Origin of the sequence: Mesorhizobium sp. M2E.F.Ca.ET.219.01.1.1, from assembly GCF_004016445.2 — a bacterium.
Taxonomy (GTDB): Bacteria; Pseudomonadota; Alphaproteobacteria; order Rhizobiales; family Rhizobiaceae; genus Mesorhizobium.
In genome coordinates, this window is record NZ_SADT02000001.1 from 1,331,183 (window position 1) to 1,348,932 (window position 17,750).

The 17,750-nt window shown below is 64.2% G+C and carries 14 protein-coding genes; 11 read left to right on the forward strand and 3 right to left on the reverse strand.

Annotated elements, in window-relative coordinates; translation table 11 throughout:
• The first annotated feature begins 128 nt into the window (after positions 1-128).
• Positions 129-1,289: a PcfJ domain-containing protein gene (locus tag EN862_RS06255; protein ID WP_127863291.1), complete on the forward strand. Its 1,161-nt coding sequence runs from the start codon at positions 129-131 to the stop codon at positions 1,287-1,289.
• 51 nt (positions 1,290-1,340) lie between these two features.
• On the opposite strand, the gene EN862_RS06260 is transcribed toward EN862_RS06255, so the two are convergent.
• Positions 1,341-3,149: an NAD(P)/FAD-dependent oxidoreductase gene (locus EN862_RS06260; RefSeq protein WP_127863292.1), complete on the reverse strand. Its 1,809-nt coding sequence runs from the start codon at positions 3,147-3,149 to the stop codon at positions 1,341-1,343.
• A 162-nt stretch (positions 3,150-3,311) separates the two neighbouring features.
• A complete protein-coding gene (locus EN862_RS06265; protein WP_127863293.1) occupies positions 3,312-5,231 on the reverse strand; it encodes a sigma-54-dependent Fis family transcriptional regulator in 1,920 nt (639 codons plus the stop codon).
• Between the two features lie 383 nt (positions 5,232-5,614).
• Here EN862_RS06265 and EN862_RS06270 point away from each other — a divergent pair, with 383 nt between their 5' ends.
• The 9 genes from EN862_RS06270 (at position 5,615) to EN862_RS06310 (ending at position 16,423) form a co-directional block, all read left to right on the forward strand.
• Entirely contained in the window at positions 5,615-7,396 is a 1,782-nt protein-coding gene (locus EN862_RS06270) for an acetolactate synthase 3 large subunit (protein WP_127863294.1), read from the forward strand.
• Positions 7,397-7,479: 83 nt separating this feature from the next.
• The gene (gene ilvN, locus EN862_RS06275; protein ID WP_042644054.1) at positions 7,480-8,052 is read left to right on the forward strand and encodes an acetolactate synthase small subunit; all 573 of its coding nucleotides are present in this window, start codon (positions 7,480-7,482) and stop codon (positions 8,050-8,052) included.
• A gap of 2 nt (positions 8,053-8,054) precedes the next feature.
• Complete coding sequence (locus EN862_RS06280; RefSeq protein WP_127863295.1) at positions 8,055-8,726, forward strand: sel1 repeat family protein; 672 nt, start codon at positions 8,055-8,057, stop codon at positions 8,724-8,726.
• Between the two features lie 291 nt (positions 8,727-9,017).
• Positions 9,018-10,304 (forward strand): efflux RND transporter periplasmic adaptor subunit, encoded by a 1,287-nt coding sequence (locus EN862_RS06285; RefSeq protein ID WP_127863296.1) that lies wholly within the window; start codon positions 9,018-9,020, stop codon positions 10,302-10,304.
• Positions 10,301-13,450, forward strand: coding sequence for an efflux RND transporter permease subunit (locus tag EN862_RS06290; RefSeq protein ID WP_127863297.1), 3,150 nt, complete (start codon positions 10,301-10,303; stop codon positions 13,448-13,450). The genes EN862_RS06285 and EN862_RS06290 overlap by 4 nt, the downstream gene beginning before the upstream one ends.
• A gap of 100 nt (positions 13,451-13,550) precedes the next feature.
• Complete coding sequence (nthA, locus tag EN862_RS06295; protein ID WP_127863298.1) at positions 13,551-14,168, forward strand: nitrile hydratase subunit alpha; 618 nt, start codon at positions 13,551-13,553, stop codon at positions 14,166-14,168.
• On the forward strand, positions 14,165-14,824 hold the full coding sequence (nthB, locus tag EN862_RS06300) for a nitrile hydratase subunit beta (protein ID WP_127863299.1): 660 nt from the start codon (positions 14,165-14,167) through the stop codon (positions 14,822-14,824). Before nthA ends, nthB begins: the two co-directional genes overlap by 4 nt.
• Positions 14,811-15,161: a nitrile hydratase accessory protein gene (locus tag EN862_RS06305; protein WP_127863300.1), complete on the forward strand. Its 351-nt coding sequence runs from the start codon at positions 14,811-14,813 to the stop codon at positions 15,159-15,161. Before nthB ends, EN862_RS06305 begins: the two co-directional genes overlap by 14 nt.
• A 134-nt stretch (positions 15,162-15,295) precedes the next feature.
• Complete coding sequence (locus EN862_RS06310; RefSeq protein WP_127863301.1) at positions 15,296-16,423, forward strand: ATP-dependent RecD-like DNA helicase; 1,128 nt, start codon at positions 15,296-15,298, stop codon at positions 16,421-16,423.
• A gap of 12 nt (positions 16,424-16,435) precedes the next feature.
• Here EN862_RS06310 and EN862_RS06315 read toward each other — a convergent pair whose 3' ends face one another.
• Complete coding sequence (locus tag EN862_RS06315; protein ID WP_127863302.1) at positions 16,436-16,831, reverse strand: STAS/SEC14 domain-containing protein; 396 nt, start codon at positions 16,829-16,831, stop codon at positions 16,436-16,438.
• A gap of 109 nt (positions 16,832-16,940) precedes the next feature.
• Between EN862_RS06315 and EN862_RS06320 the strand changes: the two genes are divergently transcribed.
• Positions 16,941-17,681 (forward strand): pyridoxine 5'-phosphate synthase, encoded by a 741-nt coding sequence (locus EN862_RS06320; protein WP_127863303.1) that lies wholly within the window; start codon positions 16,941-16,943, stop codon positions 17,679-17,681.
• The last annotated feature ends 69 nt before the right edge of the window (positions 17,682-17,750 follow it).

Below are 17,750 nucleotides of genomic sequence, written 5' to 3' on the forward strand. Positions count from 1 at the left end.
AGTCCGCCATCCATAACCCGTCATCCCGAGAGGAGACCTGTCAATGATCCCGCAATCCAGATCGTCACGATCCGTGCCGACGCTGGGAATGCGTGCGGCGGACAGGGTTCCAACAGGGAAGAACGGCCATGGCCAGGTCCATGATCCAGCGCAGGCAGGACGCCGAGCGCCAACGTATTGAAGCATATGATGCAAGGCTGCGGCAGGTCTTCGCCGCCACGCGTCCCGTTCCGGATTTCGAGCGGGCGCTGGACGATGCACGCTCGGGCTTTGTGGGCATGGCGATCCGCGACGGCGCGCTGTGGCGTCCGAAGCTGAAGACGCGCGACCGTGCGCGACTGCGGCTGGCCGCGGCGCGCTATCTCTACGCGCGTTATCCGGTTTCGGCCGCGCTTGAGAGCGTCTGGCTGGACAGCACGGGCCTGGACGCCAACGAGATTGCGTTTCGCAAGTCCTGGTATGTGACGGTCGCGCGTGGCGACTCGCTCTACAAGGCCGGCGCCAATGCATGGCTGTCGCGTAAGGAGGTGCATTGCTTCCTCAACGCGTCCGGCGACACTGGTTTCGCCGAGGCGTTCTGGCTGGCGATCGCCCGGTCGTACACGGATGACCAGGGGTTGGCGGCCCGGCTTGCGCGCACGAAGATCGCGCGCACGCCGCGCCGCGAACTGGCCTTCTGGCGCGAGGTGGTGCGGTTCTTCTGCGGACATCCCGCCTCAAAGGAGGAGATCGACGATCTGTGCGATTACATCGGTGCCATGCATCAACGTGATGCGGCCTACAGCCTGAAGGGGCGCACGCTTCTCTCGCTGCGCCGGCAGATGTTGGATTGGCATCGCGACATCGCCGCGATCGAACGCATCGAGGCCATGCGCCGCCGTGCGGCCGGACGCAACCAGCGTGCCGCCGGAACGCAGGCGCAGGGCGGAGCCTGGGATGGCTCGCGCCTGGAGGACTGGGAGTGGCAGCCGACGGCCAAGGACGCGAAGGTGCGCGGCGAGCGTTTCTTCGTTCGGCAGTTGAAGACGGCCGAGGACTTGGTCGCGGAGAGCCGCGCGATGCATCACTGCGTTTCGACATACGCGGCCAAATGCATCGCTGGCAACGCCTCGATCTGGGTGCTGCGGCGCACGGCGCTGGGCAAGATCGAGCGGCTTCTGACGATCGAGCTCGATCCGCAAAACCGCGCGATCCAAGTGCGCGGTTTTGGCAACCGTCTGGCCTTGCCGGAGGAGCGCAAGATCGTCGAGCGCTGGGCCAAGGCGAGGGGTGTGACACTCAGGGCCTGAATGCAAGACCCGCGCGGCGGAAGCCGCGCGGGTCTTTGTGCACAGCAGAAACTATCCCTTGTGATAGACCTCCTGCAGCCCATAGATCGGAGTAGGCAACCCGACCTGCCTGGCCTTCAACTGCAGCGCAAGATACTGCGAGTAGTGCCGCGACTGGTGGAGGTTGCCGCCGTGGAACCACAGCGCTTCCTGTTGCGTCGGCTTCCACATGTTGCGCTGCTCGCCTTCCCAGGGACCCGGATCTTTGGTGGTATTGGAGCCGAGACCCCAGACCTTGCCGACCTTGTCCGCCACCTCCTGCGAGATGAGGTCGGCGGCCCAGCCGTTCATCGAGCCGTAGCCGGTGGCGTAGATCACCAGGTCGGCCGGCAATTCGGTGCCGTCAACGAATTTGACGCCGGTTTCGGTCAGTTCCTGCACAGCGGCTCCCGGTCCGCTCTTCAGTTTGATCGAGCCGTCTATGACGAGGTCGCAGGCGCCGACATCGATATAGTAGCCGGAGCCGCGACGCAGGTATTTCATGAACAGACCCGAGTTGTCGTCGCCCCAGTCGAGCATGAAGCCGGCCTTTTCCAGGTCTTCGTAGAATTTCGCGTCGCGCTCCTTCATCTGTTCGTAAAGCGGAATCTGGAACTCGTGCAGGATGCGGTAGGGCAGCGAAGCGAAGATCATGTCGGCCTTGCGCGTCGTCATGCCATTCTCCACCGCTTGCTCCGAATAGAGCGCGCCAAGCCCGATATCCATCAGAGTGTCGGATTTGACGATGTGGGTGGACGAGCGCTGCACCATGGTCACGTCGGCTCCGCCTTCCCATAGTGCCGCGCAGATGTCGTGCGCCGAGTTGTTGGAGCCGATGACCACCACCTTCTTGCCCCGGTATTTATCCGGGCCGGGATGGGTCGAGGAATGCTGCTGCTCGCCCTTGAAGATGTCCTGGCCTTTGTATTTCGGCCAGTTCGCCTTGCCCGACATGCCGGTCGCCAGCACCAACTGCTTGGGCTTGAGCACGATCTCCTTGCCGTCGCGTTCGACGACCACGGTCCATTCCTTCGTCTTCTCATCGTATCTGGCGGACTTCGCAGTGGTGGAGGACCAGTAGTTCAGCTCCATCACCTTGGTGTACATCTCCAGCCAGTCGCCGATCTTGTCCTTCGGCGCGAAGACCGGCCAGTTCTTCGGGAAGTCGATATAGGGCAGGTGATCGTACCAGACCGGGTCGTGCAGGCAGAGCGACTTGTAGCGCTTGCGCCAGGAGTCTCCGGGACGCTCGTTCTTCTCGATGATGATGGCGGACACGCCGAGTTGCTTCAGCCGGGCGCCGAGCGCGATACCGCCCTGGCCACCGCCGATGATGACGACATAGGGTTGCTTAGTATGGCCGAGCTCGGCGATCTCATCGTCGCGCTCCTCGCGCCACGTCTTGCGGTCCTTGCCGTGTCCGTGCTTGGCGCCGAGCGGACGGGTGAAGCCAGCTTTCTCCTCATGCCCTTTCAGCTCCGCCATGGTGGTGAGCAGCGTCCAGATCAGGTCGCCCTTGAAGCGCACAAGGCCAAAGCCGCGCGCGACGCTCGTCTCGAAGGTGATCCAGGCGGTGATGACGCCGCCATCCTCGCTCGCTTCCTCGCCCTTGGCCACCGCCCAGCCGGTCGGCTTGGTGTTGGCCAGCGTCGCCTGCAGCATGTCGCGAACCTGGTCCTGGCCTTCCATGGTCTTCAGGTTCCAGGTGAAGGTGACGAGGTCGCGCCAGTAGCAGTCGGCCTGGAAGCAGTTGACGGCGCTGTCGATGTCGCCGGCTTCCAGCGCCTTGCCGAATTTGTCGAGCAGCGCCTGCGCCTTGGTGGTGGGTGTTCTCTCGAGCATTTGTTCTCCTCCACTTGCTAGAGTGCGGCATGAGCAGCAAGCGGCGTGCCAACCGCAGCGCTCATCATGGATGCAATGGAATCAAGCTGTTAGGGCGCTCTTCCGTCGCCTTTGCTGTTGCGCTCCTGTTGCAGGCGCTATGGCGCGCCACAGTCTGCAGTATCAGTTCGGTGCCTCCAGCCGCAGGCGCTTCATCCGGCGATGCACCGTGGTGCGGTCGACGCCGAGACGTCGCGCGGCTTCGGAAATGTTCCAGCCGGTCGCCGCCAGCACGGCCAGCAGGGCTGCGCGCTCTTCCTCGGGCGAGGCAGCGCGAAGCGCGACAAGGCTGGCGGAAGGCGCCGGTGACGCCACGCGGGCCGTGGCGAAATCGGGCAGGTCGGAAGGCTGGATCGTCTCATCGTCGCAAAGTGCCACCGCCAGGTCCACGGCGTTGACGAGCTCGCGGATGTTGCCGGGCCAGCCATGGCGGATCAGCGCCAGCCGCGCCGCGGGCGACAGTCTTGCTGGCCGATCGGCAAGGCGCGCGCGCTCGCCAACCAGCCGTTCCAGAAGCCATTCGAAGTCGGTGCGCTCGCGCAATGGCGGCAATGTCAGCGATGCGGCGTTCAGCCGATAGAACAGGTCCTCACGGAAACGGCCCTCGGCAACCAGCTGGCGCAAGTCGTGGTGCGAGGCGGAGATGATCTTGATGTCGACAGGCCGGGGCGCAATGCCGCCGACGGGCATCAGCTCGCGCTCGGCGATCACCCGCAGCAGTCGCGATTGCAGCGCGTAGGGCATGTCGCCGATCTCGTCGAGGAAAAGCGTGCCGCCGTCGGCGCTCTCGATGAGCCCCTTGCGTCCCTTGGCCGTGGCGCCGGTGAAGGCGCCCGCGGCGTGCCCGAACAGCTCGCTCTCGATCAGGTGTTCAGGAATGGCCGCGCAATTGATGGCCACGAACGGGCCGGAGCGCCCCGAGCTGTCGTGGAGCGCGCGGGCGAGATATTCCTTGCCGGAACCGGTCTCGCCACGGATCAGGACCGGGATGGTGGTGCGCGCCAGCTTGGCGGCCCGCGTCTGCATGGCCGCCATGGCTGGATCGCCGCCCGAAAGCTCGGCGATCGGTTTCGGCAGCGCCTCGACAGGTGCGCGGAGTCCGCTCGACGGCTGCGGCTCGATGGCATGCGCGAACAGCGCGCTGCCGTTGCGGCCGAACACCAGTCGCTCCTCGGTCGGGCGTCCGCGCGTCAAATTCGGCAAGTCGTCGATGTCCATGTCGAGGTAACGCGAGATCGGCTGACCGATCGGCGGGGAGAGCCTCCAGTCCACGCCTCCGGCCTGCGCCAGAAGCAGGGCCCCGCCGCGCGTGGTGCCGAGGATGCGGCCCGAGGCATCGAGCGCGACGGCTGCCTCCGGATCGACATCGAGGAATTCGGGCGAGCGTGAGAAGCGCAGCACCCATTCCGAATGCATCTGCGCCATCAAATTGGCGAGCTCTATGCGCCGGGCGGAGGCCGTCACAAGGTGAAGGGCAAGGTTCTGGCTGACTTTCGGCTGCGGCGAGCGCAACAGCGATATGTCGAGGACGGCGGTCAGTTCGCCCTTGGTGTCGAAGATCGGCGCGGCGGTGCAGGAAAGCGGCGTGTGGGTGGTATCGAAATGGTCGGTCTGGTGGATGGTCATCGCCTCGCCGGTGACGATGCAGGAGCCGACGCCGCAGGTTCCGGTGCGGCTTTCGGACCATTCCGAGCCGAGATAGAGACCGGCCGTGCGCAGCTGGTCCATGAACAGCGGGTCGCCGAGAAAGTCGACGGTGACGCCTTTCGCGTCGGCGAGCAGCAGGACGTAGTTCTGGCCGGCCACCTGCTTGAACAATGTCTCCAGCCCGCTGCGGGCAATGGCGATCAGCCTTTCGGACTGCTCGCGATGCTCGCGCAGCTGGGTATCGGGAACGATGTAGGCTTCGGTCGGACGTGCGGGGTCGAGCCGATGCGTGTCGATGCAGCGCAGCCAGGACTGCACGACGATATCGTCGCGGGCCGACCGCGCGCCCGACAGAACCTCTTCGATCTCGCGGATATGCTCCCGTTCGCCAGCCATGCGTCCTCCTCGCAGCCAACGTCACACCATTGCATGTCGTGCCCCAAACCGCTCCACCCTGCTGGGCGACATGCATCGGCACATACTGGTGCCTCGGCGGCGGGCGCTCAACTGTACTATGGTAGCGCGAAACTGCGCCGTTTCTCACAGGCGGGTGAATTCGCGCCCGACCCCATTGACGAGCCCGCGTTCTCGCCCTTATTGTCCGCGCCCATGAAAACGGCACTCATTCTCGTAGGCTGGCGCGTGGGCAAGGCGGTGTAACCGCCGGGCGAAAACCTCCCATGCGCACCACACAGGCTCCCTCGGGGGCCTTTTTTATTGCCTGAAATCCAACTAAACGACCAGCAACGCCCAAACGGCGACAGTACGGGACCAGACCGATGAGCAATGGACAGAACGAGCGGCGCGAAATGACGGGCGCCGAAATGGTGGTGCAGGCGCTGAAGGACAACGGCGTCAAGCATGTCTTCGGCTATCCGGGCGGCGCGGTCCTCCCAATTTACGATGAAATTTTTCAACAGGACGATGTCGAGCACATCCTGGTCCGGCACGAGCAGGGCGCCGGCCACGCGGCCGAAGGCTATGCGCGCTCGACCGGCAAGGCCGGCGTGCTCCTGGTGACGTCCGGCCCCGGCGCCACCAATGCGGTGACGCCGCTGCAGGACGCGCTGATGGATTCCATCCCGCTGGTCTGCCTCACCGGCCAGGTGCCGACATCGCTGATCGGCTCCGACGCCTTTCAGGAATGCGACACGGTCGGCATCACGCGGCCCTGCACCAAGCACAACTGGCTGGTGAAGGACGTCAACGAGCTCGCCGCCACCATCCATGAGGCGTTCCATGTGGCGACGACCGGCCGCCCCGGCCCGGTCGTGGTCGATATCCCGAAGGACGTGCAGTTCGCCAAGGGCATTTACGTGCCGCCGCAGACGGCGCCGCGCACCAGCTATCAGCCGAAAGTTCAGGGCGACCTGGAAAAGGTCAAGGCCGCGGTCGAGCTGATGGCGGGCGCGAAGAAGCCGATTATCTATTCGGGCGGCGGCGTCATCAATTCCGGCCCGGAGGCCAGCCATCTGCTGCGCGAGCTGGTCGACCTCACCGGCTTCCCGATCACCTCGACGCTGATGGGGCTCGGCGCCTATCCGGCATCCGGCAAGAACTGGGTCGGCATGCTCGGCATGCACGGCACCTACGAAGCCAATATGGCGATGCATGATTGCGACGTGATGATCTGCATCGGCGCGCGCTTCGACGACCGCATCACCGGCCGTCTCAACGCGTTCTCGCCGAATTCGAAGAAGATCCACATCGACATCGACCCGTCCTCGATCAACAAGAACGTGCATGCCGATATCGGGATCTTGGGCGATGTCGGCCGCGTGCTGGAGGATCTGGTGCGTCTGTGGCGGGCGACCGCCAAGACCGACAAGAAGGCGCTCTATCCGTGGTGGGAGCAGATCGCGAAATGGCGCGCGCGCGACTCGCTCGCCTACAAGATGAACAGCGACGTTATCATGCCGCAATATGCGATCCAGCGGCTCTATGCGCTGACCAAGGACATGGACACCTACATCACCACCGAGGTCGGCCAGCACCAGATGTGGGCGGCGCAGCATTATCATTTCGACAAGCCGAACCGCTGGATGACGTCGGGCGGCCTGGGCACGATGGGCTATGGCCTGCCGGCGGCGCTCGGCGTGCAGATCGCGCATCCCGATGCGCTGGTCATTGACATCGCAGGCGACGCCTCGGTGCAGATGACCATGCAGGAGATGAGCTCGGCGGTGCAGTACGAGGCGCCGATCAAGATCTTCATCCTGAACAACCAGTATATGGGCATGGTGCGCCAATGGCAGCAGCTGCTGCACGGCAACCGGCTGTCACATTCCTACACCGAGGCGATGCCGGATTTCGTCAAGCTGGCGGAGGCCTATGGCGGTCACGGCATTCGCTGCGACAAGCCGGACGAGCTCGATGACGCGATCCGCGAGATGATCTCGGTGAAGAAGCCGGTTCTGTTCGACTGCCGCGTGGCGACCTTGGCCAACTGCTTCCCGATGATCCCGTCCGGCAAGGCGCATAACGAGATGCTCCTGCCGGACGAGGCGACCGACGAGGCGGTGGCCAACGCGATTGACGCCAAGGGTAGGGAACTGGTGTAAGCAGCCATAAAGGCGAGGCTGTCGCGAGAAAGCCGTGCGCAAACAGAGAATTAGCTCAAAAGTCTGAAATCGAGATTCACGTCATGAACGCACAGCTTCAGCCGACCGGTTCGGCTTATTTCATCGCCAAGGAAACCGAGAAGCCGGAAACCCATACGCTTTCCGTGCTGGTCGACAACGAACCGGGCGTGCTCGCCCGCGTCATCGGCCTGTTCTCCGGGCGCGGCTACAACATCGAAAGCCTGACGGTTTCCGAGACCGAGCACGAGAAGCATCTGTCGCGCATCACCATCGTGACGCGCGGCACGCCGCATGTGATGGAGCAGATCAAGCATCAGCTCGAGCGCATCGTGCCGGTGCACCGGGTGGTCGACCTGACCGTGCGCTCGCATGAGCTTGGACAGGAGCGGCCGCTGGAGCGCGAGCTCGCTCTGGTCAAGGTCGCCGGCACGGGCGATGCCCGCGTCGAGGCGCTTCGGCTTGCGGATGCGTTCCGCGCCTCGGTCATCGACGCCAACACCGAGCATTTCATCTTCGAGATCACCGGCAAGGGCTCCAAGCTCGACCAGTTCATCGCCATCATGAAGCCGCTCGGCCTGGTCGAGATCTGCCGCACCGGCGTCGCCGCGATGAACCGCGGTCCGCAGGGCATGTAACGATGACGCAGGGGGCGGCAATTCTGGCGGCCATCGTGGCCGTCGTCGCCACAGCGACGGCAGCGCTCGGCGACGAGCCGACGTTCGACCCCCGAGTGATGTCGAAATTGCTGAGGGAGGTCGGACGTAGGGGCACGCCCAATGCGTATTTCCAGCGATGCCCGGCGGACATCTGGCGCAAGTCGGTGCCGCGCAGCAACGTCGTGCTGCCGGAAATGAACTACGACCGTTGTGAGCGGGACGCGCTGGCCTGCGCCAGGCTTTGCTTCGAAGGGCGCAACCCCGAAGCATGTTTCGAGACCGCCAGGGTCATCCAGGAGAATGGCGGCGAGGACCAGCAACTGAAAGCCGAGGCGATGTTCGCCCAAGCCTGCGCCACCGGCAGCGCGGCCGGCTGCACAAATCGTGGCGCCGGCATGCGCCTCGGCAGATTGCCGGACAGTTTGCTCGGAAACGAGAAAGCGGCAAACCACTGCACATATGAGACCTTCAAGTTGAGCTGCAGCGAGGGCGATGCGTGGGGATGCACCATGTATGGCGCGGCGCTTCAAAACGGCGAGGGTGTAGCGAAAGACAAAGACGCGGCCACTACGGCGTTCAAGAAGGCCTGCGAAATCGATGCCAGCTTCGTAGCCTGCCAATACGCCAAATCTTACATGGAAAGCGGCCACTAGCTCGCCAATGGCAGCGTCTCGTCTGCTCGCGGGTGGACCAATCGCCTCGGCCTGACCTGAATCTCAACACATCTGGGCAGCTTTCGGATCAGCCAAGGAGCTGTTAACAGCCGTATTAGCCGGCTGCCCGACAATTGTGCAGTGCACATTAAATTATCGTAATGCCGCGTTTTGGCCCTTTTCCGCCAAAGCCGTGTCCTATCTATTCGGCGAAATTCGCGGCGAAAGACCGTGGATCGAGCTAGGATAGACCACCGGGATCGGCGTGTCGGGTAGAGGGCTTGTTTGTCGATGCGCGGAAAAATCGCCTTTGCAGTTGTGGCGGTCGCCTGCCTGGCAGGCGCCGGGCTCTACTATTCGCCCACGACGTTGACCAAGGTCCAGCAGCTGATTTCGGGCAAGCAGGCCGGCGCGGCCGCCACTGACAAGACGGCGAGCGGTGACAAGACGGCGAGCGCCCCGGACAATGCGAAAGGCGGCGGGCCGCGTTCGGCCTCGATCGTCTCCGCCACCGTGACGACCGCCGACTTTCCGATACGCCGCTATGCCATCGGCTTCGTCTCGTCCCCGGAGGTGGTCAACATCAATGCCCGGGTTTCCAGCCAGATCGTGTCGATCGCGGTGAAGGACGGGCAGATGGTCAAGGCCGGCGATCTGCTCATTTCGCTCGATGATCGCGCGCTGAAGGCGCAGCTCGCCAAGGATCAGGCGCAGCTCACCAAAGACCAGGCGATGCTGGTCAGCGCCCAGGCCGATCTGCAGCGCGCCAAGGACCTTGTCGCCAAGCAGGCCGGCACCCAGCAGACCTACGATCAGGCGCTGGCGGCACAGAAAGCCGCCGCCGCGACCATCGATGCCGACAAGGCCACCATCGACGCCGATACCGTGCAATTGAGCTACGCTACCATCTCGGCGCCGATCTCAGGCAGGCTGGGCGCCGTCAACGTCTCGGTCGGCGATCTCGTCACCACCAGCAATGGCAACTCCGGCAGCTCGACCCCGCTGGTCACCATCACGCAGATGGACCCGCTGCAGGTGAATTTCACGCTGCCGGAAAGCAACCTTGCCCTGCTGCACAAGGCGCTCGCCGATCCGCAGCAAGGCGACGTGACGCTGACCAAGGACGGCGACCCCACGCCGATCGGCAAGGGCACGCTCGACTTCGTCGATTCCAGCGTCGATACCGCTTCCGGCACCATCGCCACGCGGGCCAGCATACCGAACCCGGATCTTTCGCTGTGGCCGGGGCAATATGTGAATGTGGTGCTCGAGGCCGGCACGATGCCGCACATGACCTCGGTTCCGACGGTCGCGGTGCAGCCCAGCCAGAAGGGTCCCTTCGTCTATGTCGTCAAGCCGGACAACACCGTGGAGATGCGTCCGGTGCAGGTGGCGCTGACGGAGGGGCAAAACAGCGCCATCAGCGATGGTCTCAAGAGCGGCGAGAAGGTCGTCGTCGAAGGCCAGACACGGTTGAAGAACGGCGCGGCGGTGCATGAAGGCAAGGCTGCCGGATCCGGTGACCAGGCATCGCCCAAGGTCGCGGAGGCAGACAAGGCCGGCGGGGCGAGCCAATGATCTCCGAATTCTGCATTCGCAGGCCCGTCGCCACCCTTCTGATGTCGTTCGCCCTCATCCTGGGCGGTATTTTTGCCTACAAGTTCCTGCCGGTGGCGGCGCTGCCCAGCGCCGAATTTCCGGTGGTCAATGTTTCGGCCAGCCTGCCCGGCGCTTCGCCGGAGACGATGGCGACATCGGTGGCGACGCCGCTGATCAAGCAATTTGCGACGATCGCCGGCATCGATTCGATCTCGACCACCAATTCGCTCGGCCAGACCTCGATCGCCATCCAGTTCGTGCTGAACCGCGATATCGACGCGGCGGCCGCCGACGTGCAGGCGGCGATCGCGCGCACGCAAAAATCGCTGCCGCCGGAAATGACCTCGCCGCCAAGCTATCGCAAGGTCAATCCGGCCGACGCGCCGATCCTTCTGATGTCGCTGGTCAGCGACACGGTTCCGCTGACCGATCTCGACGCCTTCGCCGAGAACGTCATCTCGCCCTCGCTGTCGACCATAGACGGCGTGGCGCAGGTCTCGATCTTCGGCCAGCAGAAATACGCGGTGCGCATCCAGATCGATCCGACAGCGCTTGCCGCGCGCGGCATCTCCATCGACCAACTGCAGGCGGCCGTCGCCTCAGCCAACAGCAACACCCCGCTCGGCGTGCTGCAGAACAACAAGCAGCAGCTGACGATCACCGCCAACACGCAGCTTACCGACGCCGCCGGTTTCTCCAACCTCATCATCGCCACCAAGAACGGCCACCCGGTGCGGCTGGGCGAGGTGACGCGCGTCGTCGATTCCGTGCAGACCACCACGACGGCAAGCTGGTACGACGGCACCCGCGCGATCATCATGGCCGTGCAGCGCCAGCCCGACGCCAACACGGTCGACGTCGTCGACAAGGTCAAGGCGATGCTGCCGTCCTTCCAGGACCAGATGCCGGCCGCCGCCCAGATCAAGCTGCTCAACGACCGCTCGACCTCGATCCGTCAGGCCGTCGACGACGTTCAGTTCACGCTGCTCCTGACCATCGCGCTCGTGGTGATGGTGATCTTCGTCTTCCTGCGCAGGGTGACGGCGACGATCATTCCGGCCGTGGCCGTGCCGATCTCGCTGATCGCCACCCTCGGCGCCATGTTCCTGTTCGGCTTCTCCATCGACAACATCTCGCTGATGGGCCTGACTTTGGCCGTCGGCCTCGTCGTCGACGACGCCATCGTCATGCTGGAAAACATCTTCCGCCACATGGAGGAGGACGGCCTGTCGGCCTTCGACGCTTCGCTGAAGGGCGCGCGCGAGATCGGCTTCACCATCATCTCGATCTCGATCTCGCTGGTGGCGGTGTTCATCCCCGTGCTTTTGATGGGCGGCGTCATCGGCCGCATCTTTAACGAATTCGCCGTCGTGGTGACCGTCGCCATCCTGGCCTCGATGTTCGTTTCGCTGACGCTGACGCCGATGCTTTGCTCGCGGCTGTTGTCGGTGACGAAGGCCGATCGCGAGGCGCATGGCGCCGGCAGGCATGACATCGTCACCCGCGCCTATGACTGGCTCTTGAGCTTCTGCCTGCGCCACACCTTCCTGATCTTCCTGGTCTTTATCACCACGGCCGCGGCGTCGGTGTGGGTGATCCAGGTCTCGCCGAAGGGCTTCTTTCCGCAGGAGGACATCGGCCAGATCTCGGTGACGACGATCGCGCGCCAGGACATCTCGTTCGACGCCATGGCGAAGCTGCAGGGCCAGGTGGCCAGCGTTTTCTCGAAGTCGCCCTATGTCGACCATGTGGCCTGGTCGGCCGGCAGCGGCAACAACGCGCTCAACCAGGGCCAGCTCTTCGTCCAGCTCAAGGGCAAGGACCAGCGCCCCAACATCGAGAAGGTGCTTGCGGATCTGAGACGCCAGCTGGCCGGCGTGGCGGGCATCGAGACCTATATGCAGCCGGTGCAGAACCTGCGGCTAGGCTCGCGGTCGTCCGCCAGCGCCTACCAACTCGTGGTTCAGGGGCTCGATACCAAGCAGACAGACGTCTGGGCACAAAAGCTTAATGATGCCATGGCCGCGGACCACACGATGTTCACCGACGTCACCAGCGACCTGCAGAATAACGCCTTGCAGGCATCGCTGGTGATCGACCGCGACAAGGCCGCCCAGCTCGGCATCGACACCAGCACGCTGCGTTCGGCCCTCTATGGAGGCTTCGGCACCGACCAGGTCTCGACGATCTTCGGTTCGGCCGACAGCTATCAAGTCATCACCGAGCTCGATCCCAAGATCGAGTGGTCGCCCGAACATATGCTGGCCATCCAGGTAAGGACGGCGAGCGGCAGTCTGGTGCCGCTGGGCGCCTTTGCCCGCGTCGACCGCACGGCCGGCGCCCTGACGGTCAACCAGCTTGGGCAGCTGCCGGCGGTGACGATTTCCTACAATCTGCCGCAGGGCGTGTCGTTGGGCGACTCGGTGACCCGCATCGACCAGCTCAAGGAACAGATCGGCATGCCGACGGCGATCTCGACGAGCTTTGCCGGTACCGCCAAGACCTTCCAGGATTCGCTGGCCAACCAGGGCTTGCTGATCGGCGGCGCCATCCTGACGATCTATATCGTGCTCGGCATGCTCTATGAGAGCTTCATCCACCCGCTCACCATCCTCACCGGCCTGCCGTCGGCGGTGCTTGGCGCGGTGGTGGCGCTGCGTTTCGCCGGCATGGATCTTTCGGTGATCGCGGTGATCGGCATCCTGATGCTGATCGGCATCGTCAAGAAGAACGGCATCATGATGGTCGACGTCGCGCTGGAGCTCAGGCGACAGGGCATGTCGGCGAAGGAGTCCATCCACAAGGCCTGCCTGATGCGTTTCCGGCCGATCATGATGACGACGCTGGCCGCGCTGATGGGCACGTTCCCGATCGCGCTCGGCACCGGCGCCAGCGCCGAATTGCGCCAGCCACTCGGCGTCGCCGTGGTCGGCGGCCTGCTCGCCTCGCAGGCGCTGACGCTGTTCGTCACGCCGGTGATCTACGTCTATTTCGAGAATTTCTCTGGCTGGCTGCTCAGCTTCTCGTCGAAGAAGAGCCAGCCGGCGCTGCATGTGGTGGAAGGCGGCGAGCAGGGCGCGCTGTTCGACGGCGAGGCAGAGCCGAAGAAGGTGGCGGCCGAGTAGGAGCATGATCCCGAAAAGTTGCAGCTTTTCGGACAAGATCATGCCTTAGAAAACAAACTGGCCCAAGGCGGCCAACGGCAGCCGATCCTAGTCTCGGGGCATGACCCACGATCATGACCACGACAACGAGCTCGATCCGTTCGCGGCGCGCGTGCGCGCGTTGGAGACGATCCTGACCCAGAAAGGCCTGATCGATCCGGCCGCCATCGACGTCATCGTCGATACCTACGAGACCAAGATCGGCCCACGCAATGGCGCGCGGGTGGTGGCGAAAGCCTGGAACGATCCGGCCTATGCCGACTGGCTGAAGCGCGACGCCACCGCCGCGATCGAATCGCTCTCCTATACCGGCCGCCAGGGCGAGCACATGCAGGCGGTGTTCAACACCGAGGACACGCACAACCTCGTCGTCTGCACGCTCTGCTCCTGCTATCCATGGTCGGTGCTCGGCCTGCCGCCGGTCTGGTACAAGGCACCGCCTTACCGCTCGCGGGCGGTGATCGATCCGCGCGGCGTGCTCGAGGAATTCGGGCTGACGCTGCCAGCGGAGAAGAAGATCCGCGTGTGGGATTCCACCGCCGAGCTTCGCTATCTGGTGGTGCCGATGCGGCCGAAAGGCACCGAGGGCTGGAGCGAGGAACAGCTCGCCGAGCTGGTCAGCCGCGACGCGATGATCGGCACGGCGCTGGCCAGAGAGCCGGAAGGAGAGCCGGCATGAACGGGCCGCAGGATCTCGGCGGGCAGATGGGCTTCGGGCCGGTCGCGCCCGAGAAGGACGAGCCCTATTTCCACGCCGCATGGGAGAGGCGGGCGCTGGGCGTGACGCTCACCGCAGGCTCCATGGGCGCCTGGAACATCGACGAAAGCCGACATGCGCGGGAATCGCTGCATCCCGCCGACTACTATTCGTCGAGCTACTACCAGATCTGGATCAAGGCGCTGGAAACGCTGCTGAAGCGCCATGGCTTCGTCACCGAGCGCGACCTTGCCGCCGGCAAGGCAGTCGATGCGGCCGCGACGCCGAAGAGAGTGCTGAAGGCTGCTGATGTGCCGGCCGTGCTCGCCAAGGGCGGGCCGTGCGACCGGCCGGTCGCCACGCCGGCTCGGTTCCAAGCGGGCGACCGGGTGCGGACGAAGAATTTCAACCCGACCGGCCATACGCGCCTGCCGCGCTACGCGCGCGGCAAGACTGGGACGATCGATGCCGTTCGCGACGGCTTCGTCTTTCCGGACAGCAATGCGCACGGCCGGGGCGAGAACCCGCAATGGGTCTATACCGTGGTGTTCGACGGAGCCGAAATCTGGGGCGAGGGCGCCGACCCGACGCTCAGCGTCTCGATCGATGCCTGGGAGAGCTATCTTGAGCCGGCATGAGGGCGCCTTGCCGGTAGGATTCGACGAGCCCGTCTTCGCCGAGCCCTGGCAGGCCGAAGCCTTCGCCCTGACGGTTGCGCTGCACGATAAAGGCCTGTTTTCATGGAGCGAGTGGGCAGAGGCTTTGTCGGCCGAAGTGAAGCAGCCTGGCGCGGCAACGGACGGCCACGATTATTACGAGCATTGGCTGGCGGCGCTGGAGAAGCTGCTGGCGGCCAAGGGCGTCGCCGGCAAGAATGATGTCGATGCGCTCGCCGCCGCCTGGGAACGCGCCGCGCACGCCACGCCGCACGGCAAACCGATTCTGCTGGAGAACGATCCGCGCGCAACGCGATAGATCATTTTGTTCTCTTTACGTTCTTGTTTGCGGCTGGTAGCCTGAGTTGTCGGATGCGCTGGCTATTGCTGCCGACAACGGTCGGTATGGCGGCCAATCTTGTCTTTAGCTTGCGAATCCGGTCTGTCGGACAGATGGAATTTTCTCCCCAACAGGATGAGGCTCTGAAGGCGGTCGGGCGCTGGCTCAAGGAGGGCCGGCCGCAGGTCTTTCGGCTGTTCGGCTATGCCGGCACCGGCAAGACGACCCTGGCGCGCTATTTTGCCGAGCATGTCGACGGCCAGGTGCAGTTCGCCGCCTTCACCGGCAAGGCGGCGCAGGTGCTGCGCTCCAAGGGCGCGACCAACGCCCGCACCATTCATTCGCTGATCTACAGACCGAAGGGTGAGGAATCGGTCGAGGACGAGGTGACCGGCAAGACCTCGATGTCGCCGACCTTTTCACTCAACCGTCAGAGCCCGATCGCGCGCGCCAAGCTGGTCGTCATCGACGAATGCTCGATGGTCGACGAGCAGCTCGGCCGCGACCTGCAGAGCTTCGGCACACCGATCCTGGTGCTGGGCGATCCGGCGCAGCTGCCGCCGATCTCGGGCGGCGGCTTCTTCACCGAACACGAGCCGGATGTGCTGTTGACCGAGATCCACCGCCAGGCGCGCGACAACCCGATCATCCGGCTCGCGCTCGACGTGCGCGAAGGCCGGGAATTCATGCATGGCGACTACGGCACGGCGCAGGTGATCGGCAGGGAAGCAGTCAACCAGGACCTGGTGCTCAAGGCCGACCAGGTGCTGGTCGGCACCAACCGCACACGCCGGCGCTACAATCAAAGGCTGCGCGAGCTGAAAGGGTTCAACGCCGACTTTCCGCAGGCCGGCGACAAGCTGGTCTGCCTGCGCAACGATCCGGCCAAGGGGCTGCTCAACGGCTCGCTGTGGAAGGTGATGACCTCGTCGCGCGAGACGGTGAAGCCCGGCATCAACCTTCTGGTCTCGCCGGAGGAGGACGATCCCGACCGCGGCGTCGCCAAGATCAAGCTGCTCAAGGCGGCCTTCGAGGATCCGGATGCCGAGATCCCTTGGCAGCAGAAGAAGCGCTTCGACGATTTCGACTATGGCTATGCGCTGACCGTGCACAAGGCGCAGGGCTCGCAGTGGAACGACGTTGTGCTGTTCGACGAAAGCTGGGCCTTCAAGGAAACAAGGCAGCGCTGGCTCTATACGGCAATCACCCGTGCCGCCGAGCGGTTGACCATCGTTCGCTGACGTTTTTGGCCATCAGGTCGGCCTTGCGCCAAGCCACTGCCAGGCGGCTTCCTCATCGTCGACATCGAAGCGTCTGACTTCGAAAGGCAGCGTTTTCGGGAAGACGCCGGCGACGAGGGAGGCCCAACTCGCTCCGCCGATGACGGCGCAGCGCACGACATGCTCCATGGCGTCGGCCACGCCTTGCTTGAGCGTGTCGGGCGAAATATTGGCCCAGTCGACGCTTTCCGCGTCCGTCAGCCGCACCAGCACGTCGATCCTCGGATGCAGCGCATAGGCGGCCTCGAGCAGGCCGAACAGGTTTTCCGCATCGGCCGGCGAGACATCGCCGACGACATCGATGGCGAAAAGCGCGTCGCGGTTCGTCTCGATGCGGCGGATCGCCGGCACGGCTTCCAGGAAATTCACTGGCAAATCCTCATCTTAGCCTCCAACTATCCCCTGGAACACGCGAAACCCCCTATCTGTTCCCACCAAAGGCGGTATAGATGCCCGCCGGCCCACTGGACCCCAGCTCATGCCCGCCAAGCTCTCGGTCAATCTCAACGCCGTCGCCATGCTGCGCAACCGCCGCGACCTGCCGTGGCCGAGCGTCACCGGACTTGGCCGCATCGCCCTTGCCGCCGGCGCGCACGGGCTGACGGTGCATCCGAGGCCCGACGAGCGGCACACAAGGCATTCCGACCTGCCGGAGATCAGGGCGCTGATCGACGATGAGTTTCCCTGCGCGGAGTTCAACATCGAGGGCTATCCGACCGAGGATTTCCTGGCCCTTGTCGAGAAGAACCAGCCCGAACAGGTGACGCTGGTGCCGGACGACCCTGCGCAAGCGACCTCGGACCATGGCTGGAACTTCGTCGCCCAGGCGGCGTTCCTCACTCCGATCGTCAAGCGTTTGAAGAGGGGCGGATTCAGGGTGTCGCTGTTTTCCGATGCGGACCCTGCGGGTGTGAATGCGGCACGCGATACCGGCGCCGACCGCATCGAGCTCTATACCGGGCCGTATGGAGGTTTCCATTCCGATTCCGAAAAGGCGGCGAAAGAGTTGGAAAGGCTGGGGAAAACCGCCGACGCCGCATTCAAGGCCGGGCTCGGCGTCAATGCCGGCCACGATCTGACCGTAGAGAACCTGCCGGCGCTGGCTAGGCGCATCCCGGCATTGGCCGAAGTATCGATCGGACATGGGTTGACAGCCGATGCATTGGAGTATGGCATGGCCGGGACGGTGGGGCGGTTTCTGAAGGCCTGCGGATGGTAGGGCGCCTTGCGTAGTTTCGGCAATTCCGGTGCATTCCGCGCGTCGCGGCGACCTCGGAACGTGGCGAAT